Genomic DNA, 13,705 nt, shown 5'->3' with positions numbered 1-13,705 from the left:
TGAACTCAGTTCAAGACGGTAGACATCGAACTCCGGGCGGGCAAGCCCCGCATCCCGCGCCGCTCCGGACGGACACCCGCTCAGGCGGTGAACCGGCCGCCGTTGGCGAGCAGCACCGCGCCGACCAGGTTCGCCGCGGCGTCGCTCACGAGAAAGAGGGCGATCTCGGATATCTCCTCGGCCGTCGCGTACGGGCGCACCCGCGGGTCGGCGAAACCGGCCCGCAGCGCCTCGGGGGTGCGGGCCGCCATCCCCGTCTCGGTCGGCCCCGGCGCCACCACGTTCACGCGGATCCCGGACGCGATGACCTCCTTGGCCACGGCCTGGGCCAGCGCGTGCACACCCGCCTTGGAGGCCGCGTAATGGGGATAGCCGACGGGCGCGTCGAAGACCGACGACGATCCGATCACCGCGATCGCCCCGGCCCCCGCGGGCCGCATGACCCGCACCGCGGCGCGCAGCACATGGAAGGTCCCGTCCAGGTTCACGCCCATGACCCGCCGCCAGGAGGCGTCGTCGAGGGAGTCGGTCAGCTCGACCGGCCGCCCCTCGGCCGTCGCGTCCGCGATGCGCCGCTTCGCCTCCGGATCGTCGACCCCCGCCGCGTGCACCAGGACGTCGAGCCGCCCGTACCGGCGCAGTACGTCCCGGAAGGCGCCGTCGACGGCCGCCGCGTCCGTCACGTCGAGCGCGATCGCCCCGGCGCCGGGCAGCTCCTCGGCGACCGCCGCGGCGCCCTCGCCGTTCACGTCCGCCAGGACGACGGCCTCAGCCCCTTCCGCGGCCAGCTGCCGGGCGACCGCCGCGCCCATACCGGAGGCGGCTCCCGTCACCATCGCGACCCGGCCGGCGAACCTCCCGGTGCGTACATCCTCGCGTGCCATATCGGCTCCTTTCAGTTGCCCAGGACATCTATTGAACCGACTTCACCTCTGTTACCGTGGCAGCCGTGGCGCTGACAAGACCCGGGACGGGGAAGATGAGGGCACTGCGACTGACGGCCTGGGGCGAGGCTCCGGCGCCGGCTGAGGCCGAGCGGCCCGTCCCCCACGGCACCGAGGTGCTGGTGCGGGTCGAAGCCGCCGGGCTGTGCCGCTCCGATCTGCACGTCATCGACGCTCCTCCGGGGGCGCTCCCCTACCGGCTTCCGTTCACCCTCGGCCATGAGGTCGCCGGGCGGGTCACGGCCCTGGGGCCGGACGCCGCCGGGGTGGCGGAAGGTGACCGCGTGGTGGTCTACGGGCCGTGGGGCTGCGGCTCCTGCGCACGTTGTGCCGCGGGCTCCGACAACTACTGCGACCGGCGTGACACCCTCGCCTGGCACGGGGCGGGACTGGGCCGGGACGGCGGAATGGCCGAATATCTACTCGTCCCGTCCGCCCGCCCCCTGGTGCCGATCGGCGATCTGCCGGCCGACCAGGCCGCTCCGCTCTCCGACGCGGGCCTGACCTCCTACCACGCCGTGTCCGGGCTGCGGTCCGCACTCGGCGAGGGCACCACCGCCGTCGTCATCGGTGTCGGCGGGCTCGGCCACCTGGCCGTCCAAATCCTCCGCGCCACCACCGAGAGCCGGGTGCTGGCGGTCGACGTCCGGGAGGACGCCCTGGCTCTCGCGGACCGCTCCGGCGCGGACTTCTCCACCCTGATGCGGCCGGACACCGCCCGCGCGCTGCGGGCGCGAAGCGGTGACGTGGGGGCGGACGCCGTGCTCGACTTCGTCGGCACCGCACAGACACTGGAGCTCGCGATCGGCGTCCTGCGCCCCGGTGGCGAACTCGCCCTCGTCGGAAGCGGGGGCGGCAGCCTGACGGTGTCCAAGCCGGGTGTCCTCCCGGCCGGCTTCCGGCTCTCGCTGCCCTTCTGGGGAACGCGCCACGAATTGGCCGGGGTCGTCACGCTGGCACGTTCGGGAGCGCTGCGCGTCGAGACGGAAAGCTTGCCGCTGTCCGCCGCTCCGGAGGCGATCGACCGGCTTCGCCGGGGCGCGGCCCGGGGCCGGACCGTGCTCGTCCCCGACTGATCACGTTCGCGGTGAACTGACGGCTCCGGCTCATGGACGCCGGGCCCATGGATGCGGAAGGGAAGTTCAGCATGCGCTTCGACGGAAGAGTGGCGATCGTCACCGGCGGCGCCCGGGGCATGGGTGCCACGCATGTACGGGGGCTGGTCGCGGAGGGCGCCCGGGTCGCCGTCTGCGACCTGCTGGACGACGAGGGGGAGGCCCTGGCCGGGGAACTCCCCCAGGCGCGCTACTGCCACCTCGACGTCACCGACGAAGCGGAGTGGCGGTCCGTCGTGCGCACGGTGGAGGACACCCTCGGCCCCGTGGACGTCCTGGTCAACAACGCGGGGATCATGACTTACGGCGGGGTGGAGGAGCAGTCGCCCGAGCACTTCCGCCGGATCGTCGACGTCAATCTGGTGGGCGCCTTCCTCGGCATGCACACCGTCCTCCCCGGTATGCGCGAGCGCGGCCACGGGGCCGTCGTCAACGTCTCCTCGGCCGCCGGTATGACGGGTTTCGCCAATGGCATCGGCTATGTGGCGAGCAAGTGGGGGGTGCGCGGGATGACCAAAGCCGCCGCGCTGGACATGGCCGGCACGGGGGTACGCGTCAACTCCGTACACCCCGGAGTCATCCGCACGCCCATGGGTGAGACCGCCCCACCCGAACTCTTCGCCCATCAGCCCGTGACGCGCATCGGGGAGCCCGAGGAGGTCACCCGCATGGTGCTCTTCCTCGCGAGCGACGACGCCTCCTACACCACCGGTGGGGAGTTCCTCATCGACGGCGGCCAGACCATCGGCCTCGGCGGCCATTCCTCCGCGGATTAGAGCGCGGCGTGGAGGCCTACGGCCACCACGCCGACGCCCCTACACGTCCTTGCGGACGGTGAGCAGGGAACCGATCCCGATCAGACAGACCAGCATGACGAAGAACGCCGGGGAGAGCAGGTTCCCGGTCCGGTCGACCAGGAAGGCCGCGATGTACGGAGCCGTACCGCCCGCGAGGACGGTGCCGATGTTGTACCCGATCGCCATACCGGTGTAGCGGACCCGGCGTTCGAACAGATGCGGCCACAAACTCGCCGCCGGGACCTGCACGAACGCACTGCTCAGCATCAGGAGCAGATACGCCAGACCGGCCAGTGCCAGGCTCTTCTGGCCCATCAGCATCATCGCGGGGTAGGCGGTCACCAGGAAGCCCAGCAGCCCGCCCATCAGGACGCGCCGGCAGCCGAATCGGGCGGCGAGCCGCCCGGCAGGCACCATGAGCAGCACGGTGAAGAGCACGACACCCGCGGACAGCCAGTACACCAGCGTGGTGTCGTATCCCAGGTTGGTGGTCAGATAGATGCCGATGTACGTCAGCCCGAGGAAGATGGCGCCGCCCTGTGCCATGGCCAGGCCGACAGATTGCAGCAGCGCCGTACGGTGAGTGGCCAGGACCTCTCGGATCGGAGCCGCGGGGATGTCGGCGCGCTGTGCGGCCTCCTTGAATTCCGGGGTGTCCTCGATCCGCAGCCGGGCCCACAGACAGATCAGGGTGAGCGGCACGGCCATCAGGAAGGGCAGCCGCCAGCCCCAGTCGGCCATCTGGTCCTTGGTGGTGAGGGCCGAGATCGCCCCGGCCGTGGCGGCCGCGAACATGAACCCGAGATTGGACCCGATGGGCGTGACAGAACCGAGGAACGCCCTGCGCTTGGGCGGCGCCGACTCGTAGATATAGGTGTAGGCGCCGACCGACTCGCCGCCCGAGGAGACGCCCTGCGCCAGCCGGGTGATGAACAGGAGCACCGCGGCGAACACGCCGATCTGGCTGTAGGTCGGCAGCAGTCCGGTGAGGCTGCTGGCCACCCCCATGCACAGCACCGAGGAGACCAGCGCCTTGCGGCGCCCCCAGCGGTCGCCGATCCATCCGAAGAAGATACCGCCGACCGGCCGCACCACGAGGCCCGTGGCGAACACCGCGAGCGCCGCCAGCGTCGAGGCCGCCGGATCGTCACCCGGGAAGAACTGCGGAGCGATCGCCACGGCGAGATAGCCGTAGACGCTGAAGTCGAAGTACTCGATCAAGGTGCCGATGCTCCCGGCGAGCATCGCGCGGCGCACCGTACGTGGATCGTACGACGCCGACTCCTCCCCCGGCGGCGCGGGCTGGTGTGTGGTGCTCATGATCCGGCTCCCTTCCTGGCGGCATGGTCCGGTCCCCTGCCGACGCCCGGGACGCTACAGAACTGAACTCAGTACAGCTAGCCATCGAACAGGGTTTTCTCACGAAGCACCGCGAAGGCCGTGGACACGGGTTGAGGATCTGAATTCGATTCGGTTTACTCGTAGCAGGCGGAGCGCCATGGCGCCGCACTGGTCGGCAGTACCGAGTTCGGGAGTGCAACGTGCCCATCGGGTTCGAGATCGAGGAAAGAGTCGCGGAGATCGCGCGGCGCACCACCGAGTTCGTACGGGACGTGGTGATACCCGAGGAACGGGCGTGTGACGGCGATGTCCATGCCGGGCCGGAGCCGCTGCGCCGCCGACTTCAGGACGCGGCCCGCGAGGCGGGGGTGTTCGCCCCGCATATCGACGCCGAATGGGGCGGACTCGGACTGGATCTGCGCGGGCAGGCGGTGGTGTTCGAAGCCGCCGGATACTCGCTGCTGGGGCCGCTCGCGCTCAACTGCGCGGCTCCCGACGAGGGCAACACCCACCTGCTCGAGGTGGTGGCCACCAAGGAGCAGAAGGAGCGGTATCTGCGTCCGCTGGCGGCCGGTGAGACGCGCTCGTGTTTCGCGATGACCGAGCCGGCGCCGGGCGCCGGCTCCGACCCGCGGGCGCTCACCACGACCGCGACGCGGATCGACGGCGGCTGGCGGATCGACGGCCGCAAGTGGTTCATCAGCGGCGCCGACGGGGCGGCCTTCGCCATCTGCATGGCCCGCACCAGCGGCGGCCCCGGCGACCCGGGCGGCGCGACGATGTTCCTCGTCGCCGCCGACAACCCCGGCATGAAGATCGTCCGGAATATCGACACCCTGGACCGGGGCCTCTTCGGCGGCCACAGCGAAGTCGCCTTCGAAGGCTGCGAGGTCGCGGACGAGGCCGTGCTGGGCGAGGTGGACCAGGGCTTCGCGTACGCCCAGGTACGCCTGGGGCCCGCGCGGATGACCCACTGCATGCGCTGGCTCGGAGTGGCTCGGCGGGCACAGGACATCGCCCTGGAACGCGCGGCGGACCGTTCGGCCTTCGGCAAGCCGCTGGCCGAACTGGGCATGGTGCAGCAGATGCTGGCCGACTCCGAGATCGACATCGAGACCAGCCGGGCGGTGCTCTGGCGGGCCTGCTGGGAGCTGGACCAGGGCCGCCCGGCCGCCCAGCACACCTCCATCGCCAAGACATACGTCTCCGAGGCGGTGCACCGGGTGGTCGACCGGGCCGTCCAGATATGCGGTGCGCTCGGCATCTCGGGGGACGCCCCGCTGTCGCGGCTGTACCGCGAGGTGCGTCCGTTCCGTATCTACGACGGCCCTTCCGAAACCCATCGCTGGGCCATCGCCAAGCGCGCGGTGCGGGCGGCGCGGGAGCGGGGGGCCGCTCGGTGACCCGCCCCGGGACGACGCCGGCCGGGGTCGACGTGGCCGCGCTGGAGCGCTATTTCGCACGCCACGTGCCCGAGTGCGCGGGCCCGCTCCAGGTCACGCTCCTGGAGGGCGGGCGCTCCAATCTCACCTACGCGGTGACCGACGGGACGCACCGGTGGGTGCTGCGCCGACCGCCGCTGGGGGTGCTGACACCGACCGCGCACGACATGGACCGCGAATACCGCGTCGTCGCCGCGCTCGCCGACACCGCGGTGCCGGTCGCCCGGGCCGTGCTGTCGTGCACGGACCCGGAGGTGATCGGAGCGCCGTTCTGCGTCGTCGGCTTCGTGGCGGGCACGGTGTTGCGCGACGGCGACGAGGCCGCCGTACTCCCGCCGGACGACGCGCGGCGCGCAGCTGACACGCTGGTGGACGCCCTGGTCACGCTGCATTCGGTGGACGCCGCCGGCGTCGGGCTCGGCGATTTCGGCCGGCCCGACGGCTATCTGGAGCGCCAGGTGCGGCGATGGCGTGGGCAGTGGGACAAGGTCGCCACGCGGAACCTGCCCGACCTCGACGAACTGCACGGCAGACTGGCCCGCTCGCTGCCCGCGAGCGGCCCCCCGGCCATCGTGCACGGCGACTACCGCCTGGACAACGTCATCCTGGCACCCGGCGACTTCGGGCGGATCGCCGCGGTCCTCGACTGGGAGATGGCCACGCTCGGCGATCCCCTCGCCGACCTCGGGATGCTGCTCATGTACTGGGACCGGACCTGCGAACCGGTCCTCGCGGCGCGGCATGTCCCGACGGCCAACCCCGGTTTTCGATCGGGGCGCGAACTGGCCGAGCGATACGCCGAGAAGTCCGGACGGGACATCGGCGCCCTGCCGTATTACCAGGCCCTGGGCTGTTTCAAGCTCGCCGTCATCGCGGAGGGCATCCACGCCCGCTTTTCGGCGGGGCAGACGGTCGGGGCGGGATTCGAACGGGTCGGATCCGCGGTGCCCGCGCTGCTGCGCTCGGGGCTGGAGCTCCTGCCGTGACCACCGACACACGTGACCACTGACAAACGAGACGAAGGAGTGCCCGTGCGAGACCGACTGTCCGGACGGATCGCCCTGGTCACCGGCGCCACCGGCGGCATAGGAACCGCCGTCTCACGGCGGCTGGCCGCCGAGGGCGCCACGGTGGTGGTGACCGACGTGGACGCCGATCGCTGCGGCCACCTGGCGGAGGAGCTGACGAAGGAGTCGGCGGCCGACGGAGCGCGGGCACTCGGCCTCGCGCTGGACGTGAGCGACGAGGAGGCGTGGCGCGGCGCGGTCGAGCGCGTGGTCTCCGAACTGGGCGGCCTGTCCGTGCTCGTCAACAACGCGGGGGTCGCCCAGATGCGCACCGTGGAGACGGAGACCCAGGAGTCCTGGGACAAGGTCATCGCGGTGACCCAGGGCGGTGTCTGGCTCGGTATGAAGCACGGTGGCCCCGCGATCGAACGCTCCGGTGGCGGTTCGATCGTCAACATCGCGTCGATCTTCGGCACGGTGGGCGGCTTCGGCAGCCAGTTCTCGTATCACGCGGCGAAGGGCGCGGTCCGGCTGATGACGAAGAACGCCGCGCTGCACTGGGCCACGCGCGGCGTCCGGGTCAATTCGATCCACCCCGGCTTCATCGAGACCCCGCTCTCGCGGGAACTGTGGCAGGGCACGCCCCGGCACACCGCGATGGTCGAGGGCACCCCCATGGGGCGGCTCGGCAGGCCGGAAGAGGTGGCGGGGGCCGTCGCCTTCCTCGCGTCCCAGGACGCGAGCTTCGTGACCGGCTCCGAGCTGTACGTGGACGGCGGCTGGACGGCACGCTGACGGGGCACCACCCGCGGTGGCGGACGAACACAGGGCGGACGAGCGCAGGGCGGACGAGCCGGGTGCCCGGCCGCCACATGCTCAGTCCGTCGCGTGTGACGCGGTCGCGGTGGCGGTGGCGGTGTCCGCGGCGGTCAGTCCGAACACCAGGGCCGAGGCGATGCCACCGGCGTAGGCGCGGTGCCACAGGCCACCGGTGTCCGACCCGGCCGCGAGCAGCCCGGGGAGCGGTTCACCGTCCCCGCGCAGCACGCGGGCCCGGTCGTCGACGCGGATCCCGTGAAAGGGAAAGGTGATGGCCGGTACCGTCTCGATCACGTAGTACGGCGGTTCGTCGAGCGGGAGGCGGTCCAGCTTCCGGCCGGGCACCGGCTCCAGCCCCGCCGCGGCGTGTTCGTTGAACAGCTTGACCGCGTCGCGCACGGCATCGCCCCGGTAACCCCATTCCTCCGGGAGGTAGGCCAGTTCGTCGAGGTCTTCGGCCAGTCCCACACGGCCGCCCCGCTTACCGGCCAGAGCGAACTTGTCCACGGCGACCGCGCCCTCGACGTAGCTGCCGACGATCCAGTCCCGGAACACCCGGGCGTCGGCGATGAGAAGGCCCCGGCTTTCGGGCTGCTCCAGCAGGGCCATGGCCGTGAGGTGGTCGCCCAGCGTCTCGTCGACGAACCGGTCGTTGTCCACGTTGAACAGGAGGGCGTGCTCGCTGTAGTAGAGCGACAGGTCGACGAAGTCCGCCGGGTCGGCGAAGGGGATGCCACTGGGGATGAGATGGCCGTAGAAGCCCGCGTCATCGTGGCCGGTGGCGGCACCGGCCCCGGTGGCCAGACGGTAGCCACCACCGCGGCTGAAGGGGTTGGAGCGGAGCTGCATGCCCCCGGCGCGGGGGTGCACATGCGTGGCGCGGAGTTCGGCATCGCCCTGGAACCCGCCGGTCGCGATGAGCGTGGACCCGGCGCGCACCTGTGTGCGGGTGCCATCGGCCAGTCGCAGCTCCGCCCCCGTCACGACACCGTCCTCGGCCACCAGCCTTTCGGTGCGCGTTTCCAACAGCAGCGCGCCACCGCCCCGGCGGATGACCTGTCGACAGGTGGCGACGTACTGATGGGTGTCGAACTGGTGCCCGCGACCGAAACTGAGAACGCGCTGCGCGTCCTTGATGTCCACGCCGAGGGAACGGATCCATGAGATGCCCTCGGGGAACCGATCCACGAGGGCGCGCTTGAGCGCGGTGTCTCCACGCGGATTGTGCTGGTCCATGATCTCGTGGCTCGGCGCGGTCCATGCGTAACCCGCGAAGAGCGCGGAACCGCCGACGTCCTCACCGATCTCCACGACCGTGACGGACAGACCGTTGCGAACCGCGCGGGCACCGGCGGTCAATCCCGCCATGCCCGCGCCGATGATGAGCAGATCGACTTCTTCCGCGCGCACGCGACTCCCCTCCGGTCCTGGGACGGCCCTCCTAGGAAAACCGAATCCAGTTCAAAGAGCAAGCACCTGGAACGGGTTCTTCCTGCGAGAACCGTTATCACCATGACCGAAGTGGATTCGCTTGATGAGCGCGTCAGCGGTAGTGGGCCGCCAGTTCGGCGATCGAGGTGAAGGTCTGCGTTCCGCCGCTGCCGCCGATGACGCGGACGCCGTCACCGGTTGTGGTGTCGAAGTCGAAGACGTAGGTCTTGTTCGAGCCGGCGGCCGAGGAGGTCGGGTAGGACGGTGTGACGCGCTGGCCGGTGACATCGGTCCAGGTGCCGTCGCGGCGGACCTGGATCTTGGGTGGGTCGCTGAACCAGCCGCCGTCGCCGAACATGGTGCCGGTGGTGTAGGCCACCTGGTTGAGACGGTAGGTACGTGGCCAGGTGTAGCCCCACCAGCTGGTCGGCTTGCGCTCGTCGTTCCAGTCGTCCTCGTTCTGGGTCGTGTCGCCGTCGTTGTAGATCGCGCGGCCGAAGTGGGTGGCGCGTTCGATGGGCACGGTGCCGGGTTCGCGGGCGAGGTTGCGGGAGGCGTCCGGTGGGTTGTCCGGGGTGGTGGGGACCGAGGGGGTCAGGGACATCTTGCGCAGTGAGAAGGTGTACGCCCAGAAGTCGCCGGCCGGGTAACCGCCGCCGCAGGGGCAGACGTTGGACTGGAGCCACATCGACTTGCCGTCCGCGCTGATGTACTTCGACGGGATGGTGGTGGCGTAGCCGCCGTGCTTGGTGTGGGTCCAGGGGTAGCCGCCGAAGTCCTTGGGCGTGAAGTGCTTCCACGGGCCCCACGGCGTGGGCGCCTCGTAGAACTCGTAGGTGTACTCCGTCCAGGACGTGTAGATGTAGCGCTTCAGTGCCTTGTTGTAGACCACGCCACCCTGGCTGATCACGCTGAGGTCCTTGACCCGGCCCGCGGTTCCCACGTTCTGGTAGACGCGGTGGTCGTCGTGGAGCACCGACACCCGTTGGTCGATGCTGGAGGACCACTGCGGGGTGCCGCCGCTGTCACCGGCGTAGAACTGCCAGGTGGAGCGGTCCATGATGGACGTGGCGGGCACCCGGGCCAGATAGAGGTCGGTGGGGTCCGGGTCGGGGTCGAAGGTGTCGCGCCAGTTGTAGTCCAGGCCGTAGGCGTAGACGTATCCGTCAGGGCTGTTCGCGTTGTCCTTGCCGTAGTCCAGGAACATGACCGTGGTGAACTTCTGGTCCGAGAACATCGGCTTGACCTTGTCCGATGTCCAGGTCTCGCCCTTGTCGGTGGACTTCACGACCGTCGCGCTGGGCGCGTTGTCCAGCGTGCCCTTCTTGAGGTCCTGAACGGCGAGATAGAGATCCCCGTTCACACAGACCATGCCGGTGGGCTTGCGGTAGTAGTCCTGGGGGGCGCCCCAGATCCGGCCGATGCCGTCGCCCGACGCCCGCTGGGCGCCCGCCAGGTTGCCGGGTGAGCCGCTGATCCGGGCCACGCCGATGTCCTGCCAGGTGTCGCCGAAGCCCACGCCGTCGCCGTACGCGGCGTACACGTTGTCGTCGTTGGACCAGCACGACGGCCACAGGTCGCCGTGCTCCTTGTTGTCGCCGATCGCGGGGGCGCCGATGGTGGCGCCGGGGGCGATGTCCACGGTGGAGAAGTAGTCGCTCTCCGGGGCGTTCGCGGCCTCGGTGGCCGTGGCGGCCGCGGCGGATTCGCGCTCGGTGTGGCGGGTGCCGGTGGTGTCCGCCTGGACGGCGGGTACGGTCGCCATCGTCACGACGGCCAGCCCGGCCGCCAGGGTGATCAGGAGTCTGGATCGTCGCACGGTGTGCTCCTCGCGGGTGTCGGTGGCGGCGGGCTCAGGCGGTCAGGCCGTTGATCCGGTACTGCATCACCCGGTAGTTCTGGTCGTCGTACCACTGGCTCACGGCGATGTGGAAGTCGCCGAAGGTCGAGCCGGGGACGATGAAGCCGCCGTAGGGATTGGCCACCGCGTTGCCGGACTCGTTGCCGGGAGTGGTGGGGACGATGAGGGTCTGCTCCGGGGTGGCGAACAAGTCGCTCGTCGGCAGGGGGAAGACCTGGGCGCGGATGTCCACGGGTTCCATGTTCAGCCAGGTCAGGGCGTACTTCCCGGCCATCGCGCGGAAGCAGATCTCACCGAACCGGCGCCGGGCGGTGATGGTGGTCGGGTAGTTGCCCCAGGCCCAGGCGCCGTTCGCGTAGCCCCACGGCTGGTACGCCGCCGGGTCGCCCAGCCGGTCCTGCGGGACGCGGTGCAGCAGCAGGTCGGAGGGCACATCCCGGTTGAACACGCTGGACAGAACGTAAGCGTAGCCGTCGTCCGCCACCGCGTAGGTCTTCTGCTGGAACTGGCCGCCGTACTGGTCCCCGGGCCACTGGCACAGGTACTGCCACGTCTGGCCGTTGTCCGTCGAGCGCCAGAAGTCGGAGTGGTGGGTCTGGTAGAGGACACCCCGCATCAGGTGCATGTACATCGTGTTGCCGACGGTGAAGACGTCCGACGGTATGGCGGTGGTGTTGTTCTCGTGGCTCTCCGGAACCAGGCCCACGGCCTGTGAACCGCCCACGCTGTCGTCGATGACGAGGGCGTTCAGATCGGGGTGGCGTGCCCGCAGGCCCACCGGGGCCCGCCAGTTGGGGCCGCCCACGCCATCGCCGTCGAAGGTGTCGCCGCATACGAACAGCATCGTGCCGTCGGGGCAGCGGGCGGGGATGCCGAGGTCGGTCCAGGGCGCGGCGAACTGGCCCGTCTCGGCCGGGCCGGTGAGGTTTCTGACCTTCGTACCGGTGACGGCGGCGGCCCGGGCGGTGACGGCGTTCGCCCGCGCCGCCCCCGCACTCGGCACGACGGCCGCCGCCGCCAGGCCCGCGCCTGCGGCCAGCAGCACGCGGCGGCGGGGGCCGTCGGCCGCGTCGGCGGGAGTGGGTGGTTGTGAACGGGCCATGCTGAACTCCTCGGGATCGTGGGGCTCCTGGTTCGCCTGCTCAGTCGTTCATTTGCTGGTTCGCGGTGCTCCGCCCGTGCCGGGGATGGGCGGAACACCGCGAAGTTCCGGTGCGGGCACACAGGTTGGGCATACGGCACCCGGGCCCGCGGAGGCGGCTACAGCGCCACGTCTCCGCACAGATGCACCTCGACGCCCAGCTCGGCGAAGAGCGCGGCCTTGGCGCGCAGCGCCTTGTCGGCGGTCGCCGCGTCGGGGGCGTAGGCCACGTTGAGGTGGTTGGCGCGGTGGCGGGCCATGAACTGGTCGCGGGTGACGCCGTGCAGGACCGCGTGCATGATCGGCCACTGGTGGTTGGTGGCGTCGAGCCGGCGCCGGGTCTCCTCCTCGGGCAGCTCGACCGAGGTGGCGCGGCCGAGGTCGACGTGCAGCCTGCCGTCCATCAGGAACACCCGCGACCAGACGATCTCGCCCGGCTTGGAGACACCGCTGAGGGTGCCGCCGCCGAGCGGGAAGAACATCGGGGGCTGGCGCATGCTGTACGACTTGTCGTAGCCGCCGTTGTGCGAGGCGGGCACCGAGCCGGAGATCTCGAAGACCCAGACGAACCGGCCGTCGTACTCCTCGCCCCAGCGGATGTCGTGCAGTGTGGTGGCCGGGTCGAGGCCCATCGCGGTCCAGATGCGGTTGGTGACCAGGGAGTCGACGGCGACGCCCTCGTCCACCTCGTTGAAGTGCGGCAGCGGCGCGCCCGCGTACAGCTCGCGGGCGCCGTCGCGGCTCCGTACCGGCGGGCGCTGGACGTTGTTGAGCAGGCCCTCGGCGAGGTCGCTCGCCGGGACGGTGTCCTTCAGGCCCTGCTGGTACTGGATGCCGACCGCGTCGAGCCCGAAGTCGTCGGCGATGCGCACCGCGGCGATGTACATCTTGAACTGGCTGAGCAGCTGGGCGTCGGTGAGTTCGGTGGCCTCGTCGGTGCCGGTGTGGAAGGTCATCCCGGCGCGGTCGAGCCAGGCCCGGACCTCCTGGGCCTCCGCGTCGGACACGTTCCTCATCTCGGCCACCAGGGCGCTCTGCGACAGGCGCTCCTTGTAGATGCCGAGCGGGTTGAGGAACTCGTCGTCGATGATGGCGTTGTACATGCCCATGCAGCCCTCGTCGAAGACGCCGATGATCGCCTTCTCCTCGCGCAGCTGCCGGGCGAGGGCCACGCCCAGTTCGGTCTCGGGGTCCGCGCCCGGCAGGGGCGGCAGGGGCCGGACATGGCTGGTGTCGTGGGTGAGCGTGCCGGTCTCCAGCCAGGTGCGCAATGACTCGCGTGCCCACTCGTCGGTGAAGTCGGCACTCCACAGCACCGAGTAGTCGCGCCCCGCCTTGGTGAGGCTCCCGGCGAGGTTCAGCAGGCCCACCAGACCGGGGAATTCGCCACTCCAGTTGGCCACCACCAGGATCGGGCCCTGGTGGTCGCGCAATCCGGCGAGGACGTGGTGGCTGTACTGCCAGACGGCCTCGACGACGATGAGCGGGGCGTCCCTGGGTATGTGCTTGAAGACCTCGATACCGGCGCGCTGGCTGTCGATGAACCCGTGCCCCTTGGCCTCGTCCACGGCGTGGCCTCGGCGGACCTGCCAGCCGAGGTCCGTGAGGGCCGCGGCGAGGTCGCTCTCCAGCTTCTCCTGGGTGGGCCAGCAGGTGACGTTGGCGGCGGGACGCAGGTCGCCGCTGGCCACGGTGTGGACGGTGGCAGGCTCGGCGGCGGGCGGCCGGTGGAGCTCGGGCAGGGTGTACGCGGTCATGCGGTCTCCGTTGGTGGTGCGTCGGTGGGGTGTTGAGGGGCGCGGGTAGC

Annotated in this window: 11 protein-coding genes; 5 read left to right on the top strand and 6 right to left on the bottom strand. The window is 70.6% G+C overall.

Annotated features, from left to right (window positions below):
- Positions 1-80: 80 nt before the first annotated feature.
- A complete protein-coding gene (locus ACJX2R_RS41875) occupies positions 81-884 on the bottom strand; it encodes an SDR family NAD(P)-dependent oxidoreductase (RefSeq protein ID WP_413104326.1) in 804 nt (267 codons plus the stop codon).
- Positions 885-979: 95 nt separating this feature from the next.
- On the opposite strand from ACJX2R_RS41875, the gene ACJX2R_RS41870 reads away from it, so the two are divergent.
- Complete coding sequence (locus ACJX2R_RS41870) at positions 980-2,020, top strand: NAD(P)-dependent alcohol dehydrogenase (RefSeq protein ID WP_413104325.1); 1,041 nt, start codon at positions 980-982, stop codon at positions 2,018-2,020.
- Between the two features lie 71 nt (positions 2,021-2,091).
- A complete protein-coding gene (locus ACJX2R_RS41865; protein WP_413104324.1) occupies positions 2,092-2,835 on the top strand; it encodes an SDR family oxidoreductase in 744 nt (247 codons plus the stop codon).
- A gap of 39 nt (positions 2,836-2,874) precedes the next feature.
- Here ACJX2R_RS41865 and ACJX2R_RS41860 read toward each other — a convergent pair whose 3' ends face one another.
- A complete protein-coding gene (locus ACJX2R_RS41860; RefSeq protein ID WP_413104323.1) occupies positions 2,875-4,176 on the bottom strand; it encodes an MFS transporter in 1,302 nt (433 codons plus the stop codon).
- Positions 4,177-4,397: 221 nt separating this feature from the next.
- Between ACJX2R_RS41860 and ACJX2R_RS41855 the strand changes: the two genes are divergently transcribed.
- The 3 genes from ACJX2R_RS41855 to ACJX2R_RS41845 are packed head-to-tail and all read left to right on the top strand — an operon-like array spanning position 4,398 to position 7,441.
- Positions 4,398-5,600: an acyl-CoA dehydrogenase family protein gene (locus tag ACJX2R_RS41855; RefSeq protein WP_413104322.1), complete on the top strand. Its 1,203-nt coding sequence runs from the start codon at positions 4,398-4,400 to the stop codon at positions 5,598-5,600.
- Positions 5,597-6,625: a phosphotransferase family protein gene (locus ACJX2R_RS41850; protein ID WP_413104321.1), complete on the top strand. Its 1,029-nt coding sequence runs from the start codon at positions 5,597-5,599 to the stop codon at positions 6,623-6,625. Before ACJX2R_RS41855 ends, ACJX2R_RS41850 begins: the two co-directional genes overlap by 4 nt.
- Positions 6,626-6,670: 45 nt before the next feature.
- Entirely contained in the window at positions 6,671-7,441 is a 771-nt protein-coding gene (locus ACJX2R_RS41845) for an SDR family NAD(P)-dependent oxidoreductase (protein WP_413104320.1), read from the top strand.
- An 81-nt stretch (positions 7,442-7,522) separates the two neighbouring features.
- Here ACJX2R_RS41845 and ACJX2R_RS41840 read toward each other — a convergent pair whose 3' ends face one another.
- The 4 genes from ACJX2R_RS41840 to ACJX2R_RS41825 all read right to left on the bottom strand — a co-directional run bounded on the left by ACJX2R_RS41840 (position 7,523) and on the right by ACJX2R_RS41825 (position 13,655).
- Positions 7,523-8,875, bottom strand: a complete 1,353-nt coding sequence (locus ACJX2R_RS41840) for an FAD-binding protein (protein WP_413104319.1) — start codon at positions 8,873-8,875, stop codon at positions 7,523-7,525.
- Between the two features lie 133 nt (positions 8,876-9,008).
- The gene (locus ACJX2R_RS41835; RefSeq protein WP_413104318.1) at positions 9,009-10,715 is read right to left on the bottom strand and encodes a hypothetical protein; all 1,707 of its coding nucleotides are present in this window, start codon (positions 10,713-10,715) and stop codon (positions 9,009-9,011) included.
- A gap of 34 nt (positions 10,716-10,749) precedes the next feature.
- Positions 10,750-11,859 carry a DUF4185 domain-containing protein gene (locus tag ACJX2R_RS41830; protein ID WP_413104317.1) on the bottom strand — a complete coding sequence of 370 codons (1,110 nt, stop codon included), beginning with the start codon at positions 11,857-11,859 and terminating at the stop codon, positions 10,750-10,752.
- A 158-nt stretch (positions 11,860-12,017) separates the two neighbouring features.
- A complete protein-coding gene (locus tag ACJX2R_RS41825) occupies positions 12,018-13,655 on the bottom strand; it encodes a fucose isomerase (RefSeq protein ID WP_413104316.1) in 1,638 nt (545 codons plus the stop codon).
- Positions 13,656-13,705: the final 50 nt, after the last annotated feature.

This window comes from Streptomyces sp. Inha503, from assembly GCF_047215865.1.
Taxonomy (GTDB): domain Bacteria; phylum Actinomycetota; class Actinomycetes; order Streptomycetales; family Streptomycetaceae; genus Streptomyces; species Streptomyces lycopersici.
Note: the sequence above shows the minus strand (reverse complement) of the source record. Positions and strands in the feature narration are given on the sequence as shown.